At 58.5% G+C, this 20524-nt stretch carries 13 protein-coding genes; 4 read left to right on the forward strand and 9 right to left on the reverse strand.

Annotated features, from left to right (window positions below; translation table 11 throughout):
- Positions 1–3 precede the first annotated feature (3 nt).
- The 3 genes from CLV87_RS07475 (at position 4) to CLV87_RS07485 (ending at position 6720) form a co-directional block, all read left to right on the forward strand.
- Complete coding sequence (locus CLV87_RS07475) at positions 4–4515, forward strand: MupA/Atu3671 family FMN-dependent luciferase-like monooxygenase (RefSeq protein ID WP_099242305.1); 4512 nt, start codon at positions 4–6, stop codon at positions 4513–4515.
- 2 nt (positions 4516–4517) lie between these two features.
- A complete protein-coding gene (locus CLV87_RS07480) occupies positions 4518–5195 on the forward strand; it encodes a 4'-phosphopantetheinyl transferase family protein (protein WP_099242303.1) in 678 nt (225 codons plus the stop codon).
- Positions 5196–5391: 196 nt separating this feature from the next.
- A complete protein-coding gene (locus CLV87_RS07485; RefSeq protein ID WP_099242301.1) occupies positions 5392–6720 on the forward strand; it encodes a GumC family protein in 1329 nt (442 codons plus the stop codon).
- A 56-nt stretch (positions 6721–6776) separates the two neighbouring features.
- Here CLV87_RS07485 and CLV87_RS07490 read toward each other — a convergent pair whose 3' ends face one another.
- The 6 genes from CLV87_RS07490 to CLV87_RS07515 form a co-directional block, all read right to left on the reverse strand.
- Complete coding sequence (locus tag CLV87_RS07490; protein ID WP_235871863.1) at positions 6777–8438, reverse strand: CpsD/CapB family tyrosine-protein kinase; 1662 nt, start codon at positions 8436–8438, stop codon at positions 6777–6779.
- A gap of 215 nt (positions 8439–8653) precedes the next feature.
- Positions 8654–10762, reverse strand: coding sequence for an NAD-dependent epimerase/dehydratase family protein (locus tag CLV87_RS07495; RefSeq protein ID WP_235871864.1), 2109 nt, complete (start codon positions 10760–10762; stop codon positions 8654–8656).
- 10 nt (positions 10763–10772) lie between these two features.
- Positions 10773–11732 (reverse strand): glycosyltransferase, encoded by a 960-nt coding sequence (locus tag CLV87_RS07500; RefSeq protein ID WP_099242299.1) that lies wholly within the window; start codon positions 11730–11732, stop codon positions 10773–10775.
- Positions 11729–12976 (reverse strand): glycosyltransferase, encoded by a 1248-nt coding sequence (locus CLV87_RS07505; protein ID WP_099242298.1) that lies wholly within the window; start codon positions 12974–12976, stop codon positions 11729–11731. The genes CLV87_RS07500 and CLV87_RS07505 overlap by 4 nt, the downstream gene beginning before the upstream one ends.
- On the reverse strand, positions 12973–13944 hold the full coding sequence (locus CLV87_RS07510) for an NAD-dependent epimerase/dehydratase family protein (RefSeq protein ID WP_099242296.1): 972 nt from the start codon (positions 13942–13944) through the stop codon (positions 12973–12975). Before CLV87_RS07510 ends, CLV87_RS07505 begins: the two co-directional genes overlap by 4 nt.
- On the reverse strand, positions 13932–15056 hold the full coding sequence (locus CLV87_RS07515; RefSeq protein ID WP_099242294.1) for a Gfo/Idh/MocA family protein: 1125 nt from the start codon (positions 15054–15056) through the stop codon (positions 13932–13934). The genes CLV87_RS07510 and CLV87_RS07515 overlap by 13 nt, the downstream gene beginning before the upstream one ends.
- A gap of 241 nt (positions 15057–15297) precedes the next feature.
- Here CLV87_RS07515 and CLV87_RS07520 point away from each other — a divergent pair, with 241 nt between their 5' ends.
- Positions 15298–16065 (forward strand): WecB/TagA/CpsF family glycosyltransferase, encoded by a 768-nt coding sequence (locus CLV87_RS07520; RefSeq protein ID WP_099242292.1) that lies wholly within the window; start codon positions 15298–15300, stop codon positions 16063–16065.
- Here CLV87_RS07520 and CLV87_RS07525 read toward each other — a convergent pair.
- Genes CLV87_RS07525 through CLV87_RS07535 form a run of 3 tightly spaced genes read right to left on the reverse strand, consistent with a single transcriptional unit; the run spans position 16056 to position 20424 of the window.
- Positions 16056–16820 (reverse strand): SDR family oxidoreductase, encoded by a 765-nt coding sequence (locus tag CLV87_RS07525; RefSeq protein WP_099242290.1) that lies wholly within the window; start codon positions 16818–16820, stop codon positions 16056–16058. The two genes, CLV87_RS07520 and CLV87_RS07525, sit on opposite strands and share 10 nt — an antisense overlap.
- A complete protein-coding gene (locus CLV87_RS07530; RefSeq protein ID WP_099242288.1) occupies positions 16817–18376 on the reverse strand; it encodes a GMC oxidoreductase in 1560 nt (519 codons plus the stop codon). The genes CLV87_RS07525 and CLV87_RS07530 overlap by 4 nt, the downstream gene beginning before the upstream one ends.
- Positions 18376–20424, reverse strand: coding sequence for an acyltransferase family protein (locus CLV87_RS07535; protein WP_099242286.1), 2049 nt, complete (start codon positions 20422–20424; stop codon positions 18376–18378). Before CLV87_RS07535 ends, CLV87_RS07530 begins: the two co-directional genes overlap by 1 nt.
- Positions 20425–20524 lie beyond the last annotated feature (100 nt).

Here is a 20524-nt window from a genome sequence, read left to right on the forward strand (position 1 = left end):
AAAATGACCCAGTTCTCCTGCATTGTGATCGGCAATGAATCGCTTTTGGTGCAATGCGCCCAGGCGGCGCTGGATCGGGGGAACACGGTTGCAGCGGTGGTAACGCGCAATGACGGTGTTGCGGATTGGGCGCGTGGGGCCGGACTTCGGGTCGAAGCACCGGGTTCGGACCTTGCTGCACGCCTGACCGGTGTTGCAACGGACTATTTGCTGTCCATCGCCAATCTCGACATTATTCCTGAAGACGTACTCGCCCTGCCCGCAAAGGGGGCGATCAACTTTCATGATGGCCCCTTGCCCCGCCATGCCGGTTTGAACGCGCCGGTTTGGGCCTTGATGCAGGGTGAAACGCAGCACGGCATCTCGTGGCACATGATCGAAGGCGGCGTTGATGAGGGTGACGTGCTGGTGTCCCGCAGCTTTGATATCAGCGCCAGTGACACGGCCTTGACCCTGAACACCAAAGCCTATGAGGCAGCGATTGCCAGCTTCCCTGCCCTACTGGATCAGCTTGAGGCCGGTCAGTTGAACCGGACCAAACAGGATCTGTCGCTGCGCAGCTATCACGCTTTGGCGGACCGCCCGTCTGGCTATGGGTTGCTGGATTTCTCGCGCCCTGCTGAAGAATTGGCGCGTCTCGTGCGCGCCTTGGATCACGGCCCCTATTGGAACCCGCTCGCCGCGCCAAAATTCCGGGCCAAGGATCAAATCTGGCTCGCCACCAGTGCGCGTATTGTCGACGGCCAAGGTGCGCCGGGCACGGTGCTGAAAGAGACAGCGGATCACCTGACCGTGGCCTGCGGTAATGGTGCGATTGAGTTGCAAGACATCACCCGCATTTGCGGCACGCCCGTGGCACCCGTTGTCGTCGCGCTTGAGGGAGACGTGTTGCCGGTTGCTGGCGATTTCGCCGGTGTGGATGCCGCCATCAAGCAGATTGCCAGCCGTGATCAGTACTGGCGCAACCGCTTTGCAAATTTCACGCCTCTGGAACTGGGCGGAGTTGCCACTGACAGCGGGAAAATCGAAACGCGGTCAGTCAGCCTGAGCAACGGGTTGGCTCAGGTGGCGGAGTGGGTGCAAAACCTGTCCGCAGGGACTTCGGTTGATATCGCCTACAGCAATGCTGCCATTCGTGGCCAAGCCGAAACCGGCCTGGTCGCGGGCTGGGTGCCTTTGCGACTGGAAAGCGGGTCTCCAGATCTGGCCATCAAGGCCGGGTTTGCGACCGACCTATTCGCCCGCGCGCCCGAGCTGGACTGGCCGCAGATGCCGCATCTTGGCCTGTCTTCGCTGGGCCATATCAACGGAACCGCCATCACCGTAAACGCCGAGGTTGGCCAACTGACCTATGACAGCGGCAAAATCTCGGCCGCGATGGTGGAATTGCTGATCGCGCGCCTGGAATTGCAGCAAGCCCTGCCGCAAGCGGAACGGGACATGGTCCTGAACGATTGGAACACCAATAGCGCGGAGTATGATCGCGCCCTGACCATGCATCGGGCGTTTGAGGCGCAAGTTGCCAAAACCCCCAACGCCACCGCACTGGTTTTTGAGAACCAATCGCTGACTTATGCCGATTTGAACGCCCGCGCCAACCGGGCCGCGCATATCCTGCAAGACATGGGTGTCGCGCCGGGCCAGATTGTCGGCCTGTGCTGTTCGCGCTCGGTTGACCTGTTGGTCGGCGGTTTGGCGATCCTCAAGGCTGGCGGGGCGTATCTGCCGATGGATCCAAGCTATCCGGCGGATCGCCTTCAGCATTTTGTTCAGGACAGCGATGCCAAGGTTATCGTAACGCAGGCGGCGATGGAGGCGAACCTGCCGCAGAACTCGGCACAGATCCTGGTGCTCGACGCTGAGCCGAAACTTGCCGCCGCTTCGCCGGACAATCTGGCAGATACAAGCGGTCCAAAAGATCTTGCCTATCTCATCTACACCAGCGGCTCGACCGGAACGCCCAAGGGCGTGATGATCGAGCATCGCAATGTGATCAACTTCTATGCCGGGATGGATCAGCACATCCCGCTTGGCGGGACTTGGCTGGCGGTGACCAGCCTCAGCTTTGACATCTCGGTGCTGGAACTGTTCTGGACCACCGCGCGCGGTTTCAAAACCGTGCTAACCTCGGATGAAGATCGTGGGCTGATCTCAAAAGGACCGATGCCCATGTCTGACGCCGCGATGGAGTTTTCCATCTATTACTGGGGCAATGATGATGGCGTTGGTCGAGACAAATACAAGATGCTGCTTGAGGGCGCGAAATTTGCCGACCAAAACGGGTTTTGCGCGGTTTGGACGCCCGAACGTCATTTCCACGCCTTTGGTGGCCCTTATCCAAACCCCTCTGTAACCGGGGCCGCTGTGGCGGCGGTTACGCAGAATATCGGGGTGCGATCCGGTTCTGTCGTCGCCCCGCTGCACCACCCGGCCCGTATCGCCGAAGAATGGTCAGTCATCGACAATCTCACCAATGGCCGTGCCGGGCTGGCGATTGCCAGCGGTTGGCAGCCGGATGACTTTGTCCTGCGCCCGGAAAATGCGCCCCCGAACAACAAGAAGGCGATGGTTGAAAACATCGACCAGATCCGCCGCTTGTGGCGCGGCGAACCTGTGGCTTTCCCAAAGGCAGATGGGTCGATGCACGAGGTCGTCACGCAGCCCCGTCCCGTGACCAAGGAGCTGCCGATTTGGGTCACCATCGCAGGCAATCCGGAGACTTGGCGCGAGGCGGGTCGCTTGGGCTGCAACGTGCTGACTCACCTGCTGGGCCAGTCGATTGACGAGGTCGCGGATAAGATCAAGATCTATCACGACGAGCTGCGCAATGCCGGGCACGACCCCAAGGATTTCAGCGTCTCGTTGATGCTGCACACCTATATTGCCGAGACCCGTGATGAGGCCCGCGAAACCGCGCGCCAGCCGATGCGCGATTATCTCAATTCCGCCGCCGGGTTGATCAAACAATACGCTTGGGCCTTCCCGGCCTTCAAACGCCCCGAAGGGGTGAACAACGCCTTTGATCTGCAATTGGGCGATCTTGAGGCCGAAGATCTGGATGCGATCCTTGATTTCGCTTTTGAGCGTTATTTCAACGATAGCGGGCTGTTTGGCACGGTTGAGGACGCGCTTGCTCGCACCGAGCAGCTTAAGCGGATCGGTGTGACCGAAATTGCCTGTCTGGTGGATTACGGCATTGATCGCGACGTGGTGCTTGAGGGGCTCAAACCGCTGGCTCGGGTTGTGCAAGCAGCGCAAAAAGCTCCGGAATTGGCCGAAGATGATTTTTCGATCGCTGCGCAAATCGTGCGCCATGACGTGACGCATCTGCAATGCACCCCTTCAATGGCGCGGATGATTGCCATGAATGATGAGGCGCGTTTTGCCCTTGGTCATGTGCAAAACCTGTTCCTCGGCGGAGAGCCCCTGCCCGGTGCCTTGGTTAAAGAATTTGCCGAGATTACCGACGCAAAAATCACCAATATGTATGGGCCAACCGAAACGACCATTTGGTCCTCGGTCGAGGTCGCTCAACCCGGCGATACTGTCGTCAATATCGGCAAGCCGCTGGTGAATCAGCAGCTTTATGTGCTGGATGAAAACGGCGAACCGGTTGGCGTTGGCCAGGACGGCGAATTGTGGATTGGTGGTGACGGGGTGACCCGCGGCTATTGGAACCGCCCCGAGCTGACCGCTGAAAAATTTGTCGCCAACCCCTTCCATACGGGGCGTATGTACAGCACCGGTGATCTGGTGCGTCGCCGCGCCGATGGCAAAATCGACTTTGTCGGGCGGGTGGATCACCAGATCAAACTGCGTGGTTTCCGAATTGAGCTGGGAGAAATCGAAAGCGTGTTGGAAAGCGTTGCTGGCGTGACCCAAGCGGTTGTGGCCGCGCGCGAAGACACGCCCGGCGACATTCGCCTGGTTGGTTATTACACCGGCGAACGTCAAGATGAAGCAGGGCTGAAAACCCATATGGCCGCCAGCCTGCCCAGCTTTATGGTGCCGGGGCGCTTTATGCAGCTGGAGGCGTTCCCGCTGACCCCGAACAAGAAGGTGAACCGCAAGGCGCTTCCTAAACCTCAGGCCGCCAAAGTCGCGCCTGTTGTGCAAAAAGAAGTCGCGCCACAACCGGTTTCGGTGCCTAACGCCACAGCGGGTGATCTGGCCGCAATTGAACAGGGTATTTCCCTGATCTGGACCAATATCCTGGGCGTGCAGGGCTTTACCGCGCGGGACAGCTTTTTCGATCTCGGCGGGCATTCGCTTTTGGCGGTACAGGCGCATCGTGCCATCCGCGAAGAGTTTGGTGTGAAATCCCTATCGATCACCGACATCTTCCGCTTTCCGGTGTTGTCCGATTTGGTCGCTTGTGTCGCGTCAAAGATGGAGGGCACCAGCGCTCCGGCGACAGCGGACAGTCAACCCAAAACCGCCACCAATGAACGCGCACAAAGCCGGTCAGATGCCATGGCGCGGCGGCGTGAGATGCGTGCAAAACGACGAGCTTGATCATGATGAGCACCGAGGCAGAAAGCCTTCGCACCCTCCTTGCAAGATCGGATTTACCTTTGGGATTGGCCTGGGCCATGTCCGAACCCATGGACGATCCCAATCAACTGTTTCCAGAGGAACAGCAGGCCATCGCCCATGCCATCCCCATCCGGCGCGCCGAGTTTACCGGGGGCCGGATCGCTGCGCGCAAGGCGATGTGGGCCCTTGGGTTTCATCCAGCAGCCATTCCCATGACAGAAGATCGCGCGCCAGCTTGGCCGGACGGGTTGATTGGCAGCATCACCCATGCCGATGACATCTGCATGGCCGTGGTTGCCCAATCAGGTCGCTATGACGGGCTCGGGCTGGATCTAGAACCCGATGTCGCAATGGATCCTGACTTGGTTGCCGATCTTTGCCGGGACGAAGACCTTGCAAACGTGCCAGTCGCAGAACAGGTGAAACTGCCCAAGCGGATATTCTCGGCCAAAGAGGCGGCCTTCAAAGCGCATTACGCCCGGTACCGCACCTTGTTTGATTTTGAGGCGCTGACCGTCGATCTGGCAACTGGACGGGTTCAGTTTACCCAGGATCAGGAGGCATTGGCCCTTCCGCAAACGGCGCTTGGCGACCTCACTGTCCAGCAATGGATCTGCGACGGTATGATCCTGTCCCTTTGTGCGCTTCCCGCGCATTGACGGGCGCTATGTGCGTCAAGAGAGCATCAATTATGGCCTCAGGTTCAAATCCACGAACGCAGTGTTTCCAATTGAACGCCGGTGAGTCGTGGCAAAATTTAGGCAAGTTTGCTATTCTATGTGACGAAGTTGATGGAACTCTAAGTGATTCCTCAGCTTTCGAACGCATTGGGGGCCACTTTGCGGGAGTAGGTAAATGAACCAGTTCCAATCGTTCGACGAAGTTCTTTCGGCGCTGCGCCGACGTGCCTATGTCATTTTGGCCATCACCTTTGTTGGCTGCATGCTCTCGCTCTATTTTGCCCTGAGCCAGGTTAAAATCTACGAGGCAACCGCTGTTGTCCAAATCGAAGATGCCCGCGTGCCCGATCAACTGGCCGGTGCCACCGCCCAAGCCGAAGACGCCGCCCACCGCGTGCGCCTGATCGAACAACGCCTCATGGCTCGGGACAACCTTGTGCGGATCATGGAAAAACATAACCTGTTTTCCGATGATCCAACGCTTGCCATGAATGAGCGGATCTTCATGATGCGCGAGGCGGCCAATATCGCGCAGATCATCAACAATGCGCAACCGTTTGCGCCCGGAGCCAACGTACCGTCAGGGTTGTTGATCACCGTCAGGTTGGACAATCCAAAAAAGGCCGCCGATCTGGCGAACGAATTGATGTATTCGGTGATCGATCAATCTCGCGACCGCAGTGTGGGCCGTGCTCGCGACACGCTGGAATTCTTTGCCACTGAAGAGGCGCGGGTAAAGTCCGAGATTGAGACCTTGGAAGCGGAACTTGCTGATTTCAAAAGCAAGAATTCCGAAGCGTTGCCAGCTGGTCAAGTGGACCTGCGCGGCCAGTTGGTCACTCTGCGCGAGAGTGAGCTGGATCTGGATCAGCAGATTCTGACGTTGCAAGGGACATCGAACCGTCAACGCGAAGAGGTCAAGGACCGCCAGATCGGCTTGCTCCAAGAGCAAAAGCTGCTGGTTGTGGAGCGCATTGCCCAGATCCAACGGCAACTGGCCGCTGGCCCCGAGGTTGAGCGGACGCTGAACAACCTCGAACGCCAAATGACCCAATTGCAAGAGCAATACTCCGTCATCACGCGCCGCAAGGCCGAAGCTGAGCTTGGGCAGATGTTGGAGGATCGCCAGCAGACAGACCGTTATGAGGTTTTGGAAACCGCATTGGAACCGGAATACCCGGTTTCGCGCTCGCGAAAGAAAACCGCGATCATGGGTGGGGTGGCGGCGCTCATCTTTGGCGTTGCCGTTGCCTTTGTGATCGAGCTGTTGAACCCAGCTATCCGCAGCGCGGCCCAACTGGAACGCGCGCTTGGTATCCAACCAGTCGTATCCATCCCGCATGTCTCGGCCCGCAAGACTCATGGTGGGCGGGGCCTGAAAATCTTCGGATTTCTGGCTGCTGGGTTGGCCGCGCTTTGGGCTGGGGTTCAGTTCTTGGGGTCTCGCGTCCCAGCGGTTGGCGAATTTATTGACCGCATCATGCAACGGACCGCGCGCGGTTGAACTGCACAAAGGCTATAGGGCCTGCGAGTAATCACGACATGCCCCAAAACCTTTGATCAGTAACGGTATTTGCTGATTTCCGTATTCTCGGCCTTGTTCAACACCATGCCAAGCAAGGGCGTCGTTTCACCCAAACGGCGCTCAACTTCTTTGATTTCTTTCTCAGTCGTTGTGCCGCCACCGACGACCAACAACACCCCATCGAACAAGGGACGGAAAGCGATGACATCGTCGTAATACAAGGCCGGCGGCAAATCGAAGAGCATGACATCAGGCTCAAGCTCGGCCTCGATCCTGTCCAAAGTTTCAGCCGTGCGCGGATCTTGCAGCAATTCCGACGCATAGGGTTCAATCGCTTTGTTGAACCCAAAAGCAATGTTTCGACCGGCATGAATTGCGTTCTGACCCAGACGCATCAGATGGTCCTCGGGCGCGACGTTGCCGCGAAGCATTTCACCGACTGAGCCGGGATTTTGCACCCCCATGACACTGTGCAAACTGGGCCGCCGCATATCGCAATCCAGCAAAAGCGTGCGACAGTTTTCCTGACGTGAAAGGCTGATGGCCAAGTTGGCAGCGGTAAAGGTCTTGCCACAATCTTTGGTTGGCGAGGTGATGGCCACTCGGCTCCATCCATTGTCCGACAGCGCCTGCAACAAGCGTGTGCGCAAGACGTCAAAGGCCGTGTGCGCCGGATCTTCACGCTCTGCCGTGATGATCCGATTGCGCGCCAAATGGGCGGCGTTCAGGGTGAATTCCGGAACACGATCCCAAGGTGTTTTCGCGGCGTCCGCAGCTTGCTGTGCGGCCAATGCGTCGCGCTGTTCTTGAGCGGCTTTCTCGGCGGCAAGACGCTCTTGTTCCTGACGGGCTTGTTCTTGGGCCTGTCGCTGCGCTTCGGCGGCGGCGCGTTCTTCTTGCGCTTTGCGCTGTGCTTCGGCCTCGCGCTTGGCCTGTTCCGCAGCAGCTTTTTCTGCGGCCAGACGTTCCTTTTCCTTGCGCGCCTCTTCCAGACGGGCCTTTTCGCGACGCGCTTGCTCTTCTGCTTTGCGCGCGGCCTCACGTTCCTGAGCGCGTTTCTCGGCCTCAGCGCGCTGGCGCGCTTCCTTTTCAGCCCGCAACGCTGCCTGCTCTTCGGCCAGGCGCTTTTTCTCCGCGTCCGCTTTCTTGCGTGCCTCCTCGGCTTCCGCTTTTTGGCGCGCCTCCTCGGCTTCAGCTATTTGGCGCGCCTCCTCGGCGCGACGCACAGCCTCTGCCTTTTCGCGTGCGGCCAGTTCCGCTTGCCTTTGGGCTTCGATCTCAGCCTGGCGGCGCTTCTCAGCTTCCACCCGCTGGCGGTCTTTCTCGGCTTGCTCAGCTGCTTTCACGCGCTCGGCTTCGCGGGCGCGTTCCTCGGCAAAAGCCTTTTGGCGCGCCTCTTCTGCAGCCATTTTCTGCGCTTCCAGAGCGGCCAATCGCTTGGCTTCCGCAGCAGTTTTCTCCGCCTCTTCGCGGGCACGCTGTTCAGCTTCGGCCTGCTGACGCGCCCGTTCTGCAGCGGCACGTTTGGCAACTTCCCGCCGCTGCGCTTCCAAAGCGGCCTTTTGGGCCGCTGCTTTGGCCTCAGCCGCAGCGGCCCGCAACTCCTCTTGACGGAGCACCTCTTCGGCCGCTTGCTCAGCGGTTGCATCAACAGATTTGTATTTGCGGCGGAATTTACGATTATCCATTTCGTTCATGCTCCGCGCCTCATCGAAAGGCAGCCCGAGGCAGTAATATAGCCCCGTCCGGCATGAATGACGATCCTTGCGACCTGTCTCATGTGACTGCTCAACTCCGACTCAATTGGCCCAATCTGGCGAAGGCCTTCTACTCAATCGCCGTTTAGACCAGCAAAATCTGGCTAGAATAAGTCAGATTTGCGGGGATTGTTTACGAAACGGCGCATCAAGGCCTAGCATCCTATAAGGTTGGCCTTGGTGATGGCTTTTTCAATAAAGGCGGCCTTATCAGCCTCGGGCTGCCAGTTAAGGGCCGTTTTGGTGCGGGTATTGTCAAACGGTGTGAAATGCGCGCGGCTTTTCCAATCGGCAAGCGATGGCCGAATGACGCCCTTGCGGCGCAATGCATGTTTCTTGAGCACATATTTCACTGCGTCGCTGGCATAAAACGCCGTCAGATTGCCAGAACTCACCCGGATCTTCGCACCCAATGCCTGATGGATCGCCTCAAAATAACCGCGCGCGCTGAGCATGGGTTCCCCGACAAGGTTAAAGCTCTGCCCTTCCACTGGAGCATCGATCATGCGCACAAGACCATCGGCAATATCCTCATTCAACACGAAAGGCAGGATGTTGTTGCCATGGCCCCAAATCCGAACCGCGCCAGCGCCGTGCCAGCGGCCAATCCCCCAATGCTGGAGCGGGCCACCCGCCCCCACCACAATGCCAGGTCGCGCGATGACCAAAGGCAATCCGCGTTCCTTGTGCAGTGCCATCAACTGGCGTTCGCATTCAGCTTTGGAGCGCGCATAAAGGTTGCGATCCGTCATATCCTCAGGGAATGGCGTGCTTTCGGTGATCACGCCATTGGGGTTGGACATGTCGTAGCTGGCGATGGTTCCGGTATAGACCAACCGTTTCACACCCGCCTTTTCGCAGGCCATGCCGATCCGGGTCGCGACGCCAACATCGTTGATCAGACAATCGGCCCATGTGGTCTCCAATGCCTTGGCCAGGTTAAAGACGACGTCGATCCCCTTCATCGCTTCGGTCAAACCGTCCAGGTCATGCAAAGACACACCAATCGTTTCCACATTGTCGGGCAGGTCTGGGAAGGGGCCGGTTTTACCACGCGACAGGACACGGACATCGCGGCCATCCGCCACGAGGCGGCGGGTCAGTTCGCGCCCAATAAACCCGGTCCCGCCGATGACCATGGCCGTTGGCTTGGGCTTGCGGGTTTGGACGGCGGGCGCTTTGACAGCCAGGGTTTCGGCAGGCAACAGGGCCAAAGCATCATCCAGCGCTTGCATGACAGCAACCGCCGCGTCACCGCCCCAAGCCGGCGCTTTGCGACCTTGCGCAAGTGCACCATAAATCGCTGTATCCATACCGCGAAAGCTTTGCCCATAGGGGTTTTTGGTGTTGAGCGACTTCAGTTGAATGGCCGCGTTTTTGGTCCCTTGCCACAGGTGTTGACCCGCAAGGTCAAGCTGCCTGCGCAGCGGGTTCACCACAAGGTCCGAGGCGTTTTCGCGTTCGACCACCAGCACATCCTGAGCAAAATCCAATCGCGCCCGGGCCGAGGAACCGCGCAGGGTGACCGAGCGGTCATCAACCGTTTCCACCATCGAGATGGTAAAGGTCAAATCGACATGGCCAGCGCGGGCCAAGATGCGGAACCCCTGCGGGCGCGGATCATCACCGGGTAGCATCACCGGTTTCGAGGCTTCGGCATAAAGCACGTCGATCTCGCCAAAAAGGTCATGGGCAAAGGCCATCAGATGCGGCCCGAGCTCTAGCAGCAGATTGCGCGGCTCACGCAAAAGCCACAGGTTATAGGGGCCAGACCGCAACGGTGCCAAAGGCAGGGCCCAGGTGATTTCAGCCGCGGAAACGACGCCGTATTCACCGGCCTGCATGGCAGATTTCATCCGGGAATAGGATGGCAAGCCAAGGAAGTTGTGGCCCGCATGAAACACCATGCCCGACGCTTTAGCCGCAGCCTGAATGGCACGGGTGGCATCTGCGCTTTCGGCCACAGGTTTTTCCACCAGAACGTGCAAACCGCCATTGAGGCATTGAATGGCAATCGCCTCGTGCAGGTGCGGCGGTGTCAGGATATGGACAGCATCGCAGCACCCGGCGGCGATGAGATCCTCCACCGAGGTAAAGGCCTTGGCCCCATACCCGTCAGCCAGCCCGCGCGCCGCGCTTTCGTTCAGGTCGCACACGGCGGCCACGGTGACACCGGGCGTCGCCTTTAAGGCATCAGCATGCCAAGTTGCGATATACCCGGCCCCGATCAGACCGACGCGAATTTCTTGGGACAGGGAAGTCATCAGGGACCCTCTACTTGTATTCAATCAGGCGCATTTCGTCGCCGCGCATCCGGCGCAGGTGAAACTTGGCCATACCGATAAGATTTGGAAATTTGGATAAGGTGAGCAGGCCCGCGTGCCGCCAGGCCTCTTGGCTGGGCAGCCCGTCGCGGATCAAACCCTGGGCGGTGCGCAGATAGTTCAGCTCGTAAACCGTGACCAGAAGGATGGGCAGCCACCAGGCGATTTGCGTGCTGAGAAGGATGATCAGCGGCAGTACCAGCCCATAGACCAGCACGCGTTTGCGTTCTTTCCTGAAGTATTCCGGGTGCAGGTAACCAACCTGGGCAAAGCCATGCCCGGTGCGCACGGCGCGCTTCCACCAAGAAGCGAATGTCAGCATATTGGCGTCATGGCGGGTCATATCCACCTGGATACGTTCCAACACCCAGCCAGCCTTGCGCAGGCGCGTGCAAAATTCGTCATCTTCGGCGGCGATCACGGTCGGGTTCATGCCATCGACCCCGGCCCAAGCCTCGGCCCGGACCAGCATGTCACCGCCACAAGCGTCAATGACACCCGCAGGACGGTGCCATTCCCAATCGCATAACTGGTTGTAAAGACTGGCATCGCGATGAATTTCCGAACGCCAACCGGTCACCATTCCGGTCTTTGGATTGTCGGCCAAATGCGCGCGCCCAGCCTCGATGAACCCATCAACCAGTGTGCAATCGCCATCAATGAACATCACCAACTGCGGGTCATCCAGCGCGTCAAACCCGGCATTGCGGGCACGGGCGGCGGTGAAAGGCGTGGACATATCAAGTTCCACAACCTTAGCCCCGACCTTGCGCGCCTCAGCGATGCTGTCATCGGCCGATCCGCTATCCACATAGACGACCTGACGCGCCTGCCCCTGAACCGAAGCCAAAGCCGCGACAAGCCGCGCGCCTTCATTGCGGCCAATCAAAACCACATCAACCGGAGTCATTCGCCTGGCTCCGGTCGTTTACCTGGCGCAGGCTTTCCGTTCGCATAACTGGTGATCAGGTGCGAGAGCCAAGCCGCCTCTTTATCGCTGTTAAACTGCGCCTCAACGGTTTCGCGACCAACTTCGCCCATCGCTTGTCTTTCAGGCGGATCTTCAAAGCCGCGCCGGATCGCGGCCGCCAAGGACGGCACGTCGCCCGGAGGCACCAGCCAACCGGATTCACCATGCGTGACCAATTCCGATATCCCGGCGATTTGCGTGGTTATCACCGGAACACCGGACGCCATGGCCTCCATCAGAACAACAGGGACACCTTCTGCAAAGCTAGGCAGAACGAACAAATCCGTTTCTAACAACGCCTCAGCGACTTCGGTTTGGTTCTTGTAGCCAAGGAATTCTAAGCGGTCTGAAACGCCCAATTCCTTGGACATTTGTTCCAACGAAGCCCGCTCGGGTCCGTCGCCAATAAGCCTGAGAGACAGGTCGGGCATGTCCTTTTGCAGCTCGCCCAAAGTTTGCAGCAGGATCGGCACGCCTTTGACCCCAGCCAATCGACCGACAAACAACATGCGCTGCCCTGAATGCCAGGTTCTGCCATACCGCTCGGGTTCAACGCCACAATGGACGATATGCAGCTTTTCCCAATCCGATTGTTTGGCAAAACACATCAGCTGCGAACGGCAGAAATCGCTGATACAGGCAACAAACTTGGCGCGCGCCGCCTTTTCGTCAATCCGCCAGTGGTTTGGCTCAAAAAAGATATCCGGGCCGTGAATGGTGAAGCTATAGGGAATGCCGGACAAAGCTTCGCTTAACATCGCCACTGTGCAAGAGGCCTTGGCGATATGATTGTGCAGGTGTTGCACACCCTGATCCTGAAGATGGGCCGCCAAAACACCTGCTTCGAGGAAGTAGATGAGGTTATAAAGCCGCCCCTTGATGCCTTTGGGCGCGGTACGCCACGCCAGGCCCAACGCCTTGCCATAACGCGCAGGGTTACGCATCCATCGCCAATGGGCGCGCAGCAGACGCATTGGCGATTTCGCAGCGGCCAATACCTTGAAGGTGCGGGCGTGTTCCTCGCGTTGTTCGGGGCCGACCAAATGCTCGGGCCCGGTCGTGCGGATGGAACAGGTTTCGACCTCGTGCCCCAATTTGCGCAAAGCAGCGACTTCGCGTTGGATAAATGTGTCAGAGGCGCGCGGATATTCCCCGGTCAAATAGGCGAGTTTCAAGCGAGTCATGCCTCACCTTCCTTGCATTTGGCCAACATGACCTCGAATGACGCCTCATCCGCACCACCAAGGGCCGATCGTAACGCCACATTGGGATAATCCAGCGGCATCACTCGGGCGCGCAAAACAGGTTCACGCAGCAGCCCCGGCAAACGATCTTGCCAGCGTGACATGAGCCGGGCCAAAGACAGCCACAACCCAAATCGGATCGGCACAGTCAGCTTTGGCCAGCCAAACAGCTTGCGATGCGCGGCCAAGAAACGCGCGCGGGTGGGCAGATCATCATCCACCACATTCAGGGCCAAAATGCCCGGCGGTTCCGCCAAGGCAGCCGCGACCAAGGATTTGGCCAAATGGTCCACATGCACCAAAGGCAACTGCCCCTCAGAGTTGATCTGAACGTGGAATTTGGACGCCCAGAAGCCGAGCAAAGCGTGCCAGCTGCGCGACGGTCCATAAACCGCCCCGGGTCGCATGATCCACAGGGGGTGGCCGGATTCAGTGCACAACTCTTCCTGGCGCAGTTTCGCCTCGGCATAAGCATCGCGCGCTTTGTCAGGGCTTTCGAGCGGCGACGTCTCGGTCACTTGATCCCCGGGTTGCAATGCCATGGTGTCATAGACCGCAATCGAACTGACCAGAACCAAGGTCGCCTCGGTCCCGCTCAGCGTTGTCAAAACGGTTTCTGTGGCGCGCAAGGTATCTTCGGCATGGCGGGCAGGATCATCCCCCAGATGGGCCGCGGCATGGATCACGGTCTGCACATCCTGGGTGATGTCGCGCAAGAGATAGGCGCTTTCTGGATCAGACAGATCCGCCTGCTGCGAAAAGATTGCCGGATCGTCGGCCCATTCAGGCAGCGGGTTGCGCCGGTATAGGGCAATCACGTCCAGCCCCTGCGCGCGCGCCTCTCTGACGGCGGCCCGGCCAACGAAACCGTTGGCTCCGGTGATCATGATGCGTTTCACTGCGCCCATGTCATCGGCTCCATCGCTTGGCAGGTTGTGGTCATTTTCTGCGCACCACTGTGTTCGCCCGCGTTCTGAATAGCCAGCGTGACTTCGGTCATGTGAAGGGCAAATTCGTTTGATAGGCGGCAGGGGCGGTCGGCGGCCAATGCGTCAAACATCTCAGCCGGGCCAAGCATGAAATTCATCGCCGCCGCGCCCCAGCGCGCGACCTTTGGGTGAGTGGGCTGGCCCAGTTTGACGCGACGCGGAAAAGGGTTTTCCAACAGGCGACGGCGAATGGTCATCCGCTTGGCATAGGTAACCTTGGCCGCATTGTCCCAGGCCGCCCTGCAGGCCAAGACGCCCTTGTCACCAACGATGCGGATGGAATGATCATGCGGGGCGGTGATCGAACAGGTCAGCCGTGTCACCGGCCCGTTTTCAAAGAACAAAGTCGCGACAGACAGGTCCGGCGCAAAGGGCCCTGCGCCCTCTTTGTTCGGGATGGTTTCGGCGCTGGCCGCCACAACGGTGCGCACCGGTCCAAACCAGGATATCAGCCAGCCAAGGTAATAACCTGCGTGTTCCAGCGTGCAGCCGACACGAAACTCATCTTCATAGGGCCAAGGAGCACCGGATTCAGACAGCCATTTCTTATAGGCCGCCTGTGGGATGAACCCATCATCGAGCTCGGCATAAATCGCGCGTGGCGTTCCGGCGACATTATTGCGCAAAGCATGGCCCAAGGTCTGCGCCGCCTCGCCCAAAGACGAACACGGAGCCGAGGCTAGCATCACCCCTTTGGCTTGCGCCAAATCGTACAGGGTTTTGGCATCCTCAACCGTCATCGCCAGCGGCTTTTCGGAATAAACATGCCGCCCGGCGTCAAGACAGGCTTTGGTGGTTTCAAAATGCGCAGAGGGGTTGGTCAGGTTCAAAATGATCGCATTTGGCGCGTCTGCCAGCAGCGCGTCAAATGACGCTTTGGCGGGGACTTTCCAGAACTCACAAAATGTTTTGAGACGGTCCGGGTTTAGGTCGTAAACACCCGCAACCTTGATCCTCGGCATGACTTGCAAAGACCGCATGTAAAGATCCGCCACAAAACCGCAGCCCAACAGGCACACCTGATTGGTCATGAACACACCCCACTTAGCGGGATATTTCGGCACATACCGGTCAACACGCGTTTGATCCCCACCTTTCTTTCCTGTGTGACATAATCATAGAAACATGGCCAGAATTCGGCATAAGCGGGCCAAGTCCGAGAAATGCGGCGGTGCGGCATCACATGGGCATAATTTCATCGCCATGTTGCTGATTTAGCACTTTTCATGACGGCAAAGCAGGTTATCTCTGCCTCATCGGAAAGTGGCTGCCATGCAATTTGAATTCAACGGTCGGGATATTGATGTGAACGTGCCCAATTGGGCCGTTCTAGAGGCGCGGGTAACCGAGCGTCTGGCCCAGCGCAAGGGGTTCGCCCTGGCAACGATCAACCTTGACCATCTGGTGAAACTGGCTGAATCGACCGAATTTCAGGCGGCCTATGCCGCGCAGGATTTTGTCTGCGCAGATGGCAATCCGATTGTGTGGCTGTCGCATTTGGCGGGGCGGCCTGTGTCGCTTATCCCAGGCTCCGAAGCCATTTTGCCGCTGGCAAGGCTGGCCGCCAAACAAGGGGTTGGCGTTGCGCTGGTAGGGTCGACCGAACCTGTTTTGGCCGCCGCGACTGCCTATCTCGAACGCGAAGTGCGAGACATCGAAATTGTCTGCTGCATTGCTCCGCCCATGGGGTTTGACCCCAAAGGGGCTGAGGCCGAAGAGATTCTGGCCAAGATCGCCGATTCCGGGGCCCGCATGTGTTTTGTCGCCATGGGAGCCCCCCGCCAAGAGGAATTCGCCGCACTTGGGCGCAGGAAAACTCCGGAGGTCGGCTTTGTCTCCATCGGGGCTGGGCTGGATTTCTTTGCGGGTACGCAGAAACGCGCCCCGCAATGGGCACGCAAATTGCAGATCGAATGGCTGTGGCGCATGATGTCCAACCCCAAACGGCTAGCCATGCGTTACCTGAAATGCATGCTGATCCTACCGGGTCACGTGATCCGCGCGCTTTGGTTGCGGTTTCGGGGCCAAGATCAAAGCTGACGCGGCTTGGCCCGCCGCAACAGCATGGCATCCTTGATTTTGCCTTTTACCCCACGCGGCGGCAAAACCTCTCGGTCCATTTCGAAAATCGTTCCGGTCAAATCCGGGTCGCACATCTGCGCCAGTTTGGCCCCCCATTTCGCCGATTGCTCGGGGGGGATGCCGTCAGGAATGCCCATCTCGGTCTGTAACATCCCAGGCATCCAATCGCTGATGACGATGCCCGGCAAACGATCTCCAAAATCAGCAATCAAAGCCCGCGTGAGGATGCGTGCCGCCCCTTTGGACACGGAATAGGCCGAACTGCAGGGCAAGGGCGCAATGTCGGCAAAGGTCGCAACATTCAGGATGCGCCCGCGCCCGGTTGGGGCCATGTGGCGCAGGGCGGCATGGCTGCAATTCGCAACGCCACCCAGATTGATCTGCATGGTCTGCGCAAAACTCTCTGGTGTTTCGTCCAGAAAATCGCGGCGCGGGTAAACGGCAGCATTGTTGATCAGGATGGCAAGCGGCCCGTAATCGGCAACCAATTGGTCAACGCCTTGCGCAACAGCCTGGGCATCCGACACATCTATCGGGCAAGGCAGGAACCCATCCCCCAACAAGGTGCGTGTCTCATGCAACGCATCAACCCGGCGCCCGGTTCCGGCGACCGTGAAACCTGCCTCCACCAACTCGCGCGCCATGGCCCGCCCAAGGCCAGAGCCCGCGCCGGTGACAATCGCAAACCCGTCTTTTGGGGTCAGAAAACTCATGCGCTTTCCTTTTTAATGGCATCCGCAACCCGCAGGGCATTGGCGGCGATGGTCAGGCTTGGATTCACCCCCATTGAGGTCGGCATGAAACTGGCATCCGCGACCCACAGGTTTTGCAAGTCATGCGCGCGGCAATCGGCATTTAGGACCGACGCCGCCGGATCATCGCCAAACCGTAATGTTCCACAGGGATGGCCGTAATTCAGCTCGGGCGTAAAGCCCAAAAACGCCCGGCGATGGCCGCGCATAGACCGCCAAATCGCTTTGCGAAAGCTACGCCTGCGCTGCAATAGCTCGGGGTGAAAATCATAGCTGATGGCCAGTTTGTCCGGGTTTTGCGGATCATAGAGAACGCGGTTTTCTGCATAGGGCAAATCCTCCATCAGACCGACAAAGATTTGCGCTTGACCAAACAGCTTATGCGCCATGGCCGCCGGAATGCGGGTGAGCTGCGACAATCCCGGGATTTTCGCAAATCGCGAACGGGCCAGCATGAGGTTCAGGTAATGCACGATCTCGCCATAAGAGGCGCGAATGCCCATCGCCTGGATGGTGCCGAACCGTCTTCCATTCTGGAAATAGAGATCGCGCATGGATATTGCCTTGGTCGCGTCGCCACCCGGCGTGCCGCGCTGGGGCCAAAGGGCAAACATCTCGTTCAGGTGGAACATCAGATTGCGTCCAACCTGGCCGGATCGGTTTGCCAACCCGTTCGGAAACGCCGCGTTGGCCGAGGCCAAAAGCAAGCGCGGCGAGCCCAGCGCACCACCTGCCAGGACAAAGCGTTTCGCGTGAAAAGTTTGGGTTTCGCCATTGATCAGGCATTCTGCGGCCGTGATCCGCCCCTCAACCTCATGCAATCGGGTAACCTGCGCCCCTGTGATCAGCCTGGCCATGCCAGTTGCCAGAGCAGGCTCAACCCCAGCGGATCGACCATCCATCTTGCAGGTTTTTGGGCACTTCACGCCCAGACAGGTCTGACAATCAGCGACCCGTTTCAGGCCCGTATGCGCATGATAAGGGTGCAGCCCCGCCGCGCGTAGAGTTTGAAACAGCGAGTCCTCCACAGGGTTAAGCAGCGGCGGATCGCGCAGTGGAATGGGTATCTCAGCTGAGAGATCATCAGGCGATCCATAGACCTGAAACATCTCTGCAGCCCGGGCAAACCAAGGGGCCATATCATCAAACCTTAAGGGCCAGCCACCTGTCGGGTGCGGCCTGTCAGATAGGTCATCCAAATCATGCCGCTCTGGTCGTTCCAGCGTCGCGGCGTAGAACACCGACGACCCGCCAACCCCCGCACCAAGCGGCGCGTAAAAGGATTGTTCTTTGCCATTCAACGTGACGGATAACGGGGTGGGCCATAGCCCTCGTTTCAGGCGCGCTTCGGGAACAAATGTCTCGGACAACCCGTTTACTTCGCTGCGATACCCGGCTTGCCCTTGCTCCAGAAAAAGCACCTTTTGCCCGGCCACGGCGAGGGCTCGCCCCACTGTTCCGCCGCCCATGCCGGTTCCGATGACGATAACGTCCCATTCTGGGGTCGTGTCTGGCATCAATCCGCACCTTGGATCAAAGCGGATTGGCGCGTGATCGAGGCAAAGATCGGTGCAAAGAGATCGCGGACCCGCAAAGCCGCGGAATTGGTGATGTGGTTGTTGTCAAAATACTGCCCGACACCCTGATGCAAGGCGCTGCATGTATCCGCATTGCAAAAGCGCGACCAGGGATCGAGCCAGTTAATCCCCCCAGCCTCAACCAGCTGCGTCCATGGGGCATCTGCCATGGCGGCCCGCATCGTCAGAGCACCGCGCGACATCTCAAATTCAGTCTTTTGTGTTGCGGCCAAGGGCAGGCCCAAATGCGCTTGCTCGCGCGCGGCAAGGCGGGCGTCGTAATCTGCGATCTCTGGTGGCTGGCGCAACACATGAATCTGATCAAAATGCTCTTGCAGAACACCGACCGTCTCTCGTGCCGCATTCGAAACCAATTGCGGTTGCGACAAGGCCAAAAGATCCGCCCCTTCGGTCGGGTAAATATCGATCGTGTTATGCGCATCCAGTCCTGTTCCAGAGCCCGACACGTAATAGGCCCAGCGCCCGATCAGCAGAACGGAGTCCAAGGAGCCGAGCCGTGAAAAGCTTTGCCGGATTTGCAGGTTGGCCTGCGTACAAGCGGTGTTTTGCGCCGGGGTGGCCGCGCTTTCTACCTTGCGCAACCCAAATAGCGGTGGGCAACCGGCCCGCCAAATGATCAGCCCTGGAACGCCTGCCTCATGCGCGGCCAAATCCAACCCTTCCTTAAAGGCACGTACATGGCTGTCACCCCAGACCAACACTTTGGCCGGACCATCGGGGCCGATTGGGCAGACCTCTAACCCATCCAAAGGCAGGGTGTCAGCGATGTAGCATCGGCTGAAATCCTGAAGAAAATCGCCAGTCGCAGCGATATGGGGTAGGGCATTGGGACCAAACCGGGATGGCACGCCATCGGATTTAAAGATCCAACCCGCGCCTGCCAAAACAGCCAAAGACGCAACTGCCATACCGCCCAGAACAACACCGCCCTGCAACCGGCGCGCCTGACGAACAGGCGTTTCGACGAATTTCCAGGACAGCCAGGCCAAAGCAACCGACAAAATCATCCAAAGCGCGGACTCTACTAGGTTGGCATGATGACCGCGCAAATAGGTGCTGAGCGTGTAGACAGGCCAGTGCCACAGGTAGAGCGAATAGGAAATCAGGCCAAAGAACACCGCAACCGGGTGGCACAACAGCTTGTTGATCTGGTTGCGCCCGGTGCCATTGGCCAGCAGCAACGCGGTGCCAATCACCGGGACCAAAGCCAGAATGCCAGGAAATAACGGCCCTGCCGGAATGAACAGCACCGATACCACCAGCAGGGCAGCCCCGAGCCAGCTGAGCACCGCATAGCCACGCCAATCACGATCAGATTCATATCCCCAAATCGCCAGCAACACGCCTGTCAGCATCTCCCAGGCGCGGAAGGGGAACAGGTAAAACGCCGCCATTGGGCGCGATGGCGTCATCAGGATGCAGGCAGCAATAGACAAGAGCCAGCAGCCGATCAAAGCAATCAGAAGCATCCGACGCGACCGACCAAGAAGCAGGATCAAAAGCGGTAGGAAGATGTAAAACTGCTCTTCAACCGCAAGCGACCATGTGTGTAGCAGCGGTTTTTCCTCGGACGCCGCATCAAAATACCCCGCTTGGCGGTAGAATAGCACGTTGGACAAATAGACCGTGGCGGCAATCCCAGATTTTCCAAATTCTCGGAATTCAAAGGGCAGCAAAATGACCCAGGCAAAGGCCCCGGTCACCAGCACCATGGTGAAAAATGCCGGGGCGAGGCGACGAAAACGGCGCACGTAGAAATTCATCAGCCAGATGCGGCCGGCGGAATCATATTCACGCCACAACAGCCCACCGATCAAAAACCCAGAAATGACGAAAAACACGTCCACGCCAACAAACCCGCCCTTCAAAGGCAGGCCGAAATGGTAAAGGACCACCGACAAAACGGCAAAGGCACGCAGCCCGTCAATATCACTGCGATAAGGGAGGGAATGGGTGCCATGCGTCATTTGGGGTTTCTCCCCGTGTGACAGTTCGTGCTCATCAACAGTCCTTCCGGATTCTCCGGGATCTTGCCCTTTGCGGCGGGGATTCGGGCGCAGGGTGACG

Origin of the sequence: Pelagimonas phthalicica (assembly GCF_004364805.1) — a bacterium.
GTDB classification, from domain to species: domain Bacteria; phylum Pseudomonadota; class Alphaproteobacteria; order Rhodobacterales; family Rhodobacteraceae; genus Pelagimonas; species Pelagimonas phthalicica.

What these genes read in the sequence shown, in the direction of transcription:
- CLV87_RS07475 (WP_099242305.1), top strand. Translation starts at nt 4, where the DNA reads ATGACCCAGTTCTCCTGCATTGTGATCGGCAATGAATCGCTTTTGGTG.
- CLV87_RS07480 (WP_099242303.1), top strand. Translation starts at nt 4,518, where the DNA reads ATGATGAGCACCGAGGCAGAAAGCCTTCGCACCCTCCTTGCAAGATCG.
- CLV87_RS07485 (WP_099242301.1), top strand. Translation starts at nt 5,392, where the DNA reads ATGAACCAGTTCCAATCGTTCGACGAAGTTCTTTCGGCGCTGCGCCGA.
- CLV87_RS07490 (WP_235871863.1), bottom strand. Translation starts at nt 8,438, where the DNA reads ATGAACGAAATGGATAATCGTAAATTCCGCCGCAAATACAAATCTGTT.
- CLV87_RS07495 (WP_235871864.1), bottom strand. Translation starts at nt 10,762, where the DNA reads ATGACTTCCCTGTCCCAAGAAATTCGCGTCGGTCTGATCGGGGCCGGG.
- CLV87_RS07500 (WP_099242299.1), bottom strand. Translation starts at nt 11,732, where the DNA reads ATGACTCCGGTTGATGTGGTTTTGATTGGCCGCAATGAAGGCGCGCGG.
- CLV87_RS07505 (WP_099242298.1), bottom strand. Translation starts at nt 12,976, where the DNA reads ATGACTCGCTTGAAACTCGCCTATTTGACCGGGGAATATCCGCGCGCC.
- CLV87_RS07510 (WP_099242296.1), bottom strand. Translation starts at nt 13,944, where the DNA reads ATGGGCGCAGTGAAACGCATCATGATCACCGGAGCCAACGGTTTCGTT.
- CLV87_RS07515 (WP_099242294.1), bottom strand. Translation starts at nt 15,056, where the DNA reads ATGACCAATCAGGTGTGCCTGTTGGGCTGCGGTTTTGTGGCGGATCTT.
- CLV87_RS07520 (WP_099242292.1), top strand. Translation starts at nt 15,298, where the DNA reads ATGCAATTTGAATTCAACGGTCGGGATATTGATGTGAACGTGCCCAAT.
- CLV87_RS07525 (WP_099242290.1), bottom strand. Translation starts at nt 16,820, where the DNA reads ATGAGTTTTCTGACCCCAAAAGACGGGTTTGCGATTGTCACCGGCGCG.
- CLV87_RS07530 (WP_099242288.1), bottom strand. Translation starts at nt 18,376, where the DNA reads ATGCCAGACACGACCCCAGAATGGGACGTTATCGTCATCGGAACCGGC.
- CLV87_RS07535 (WP_099242286.1), bottom strand. Translation starts at nt 20,424, where the DNA reads ATGACGCATGGCACCCATTCCCTCCCTTATCGCAGTGATATTGACGGG.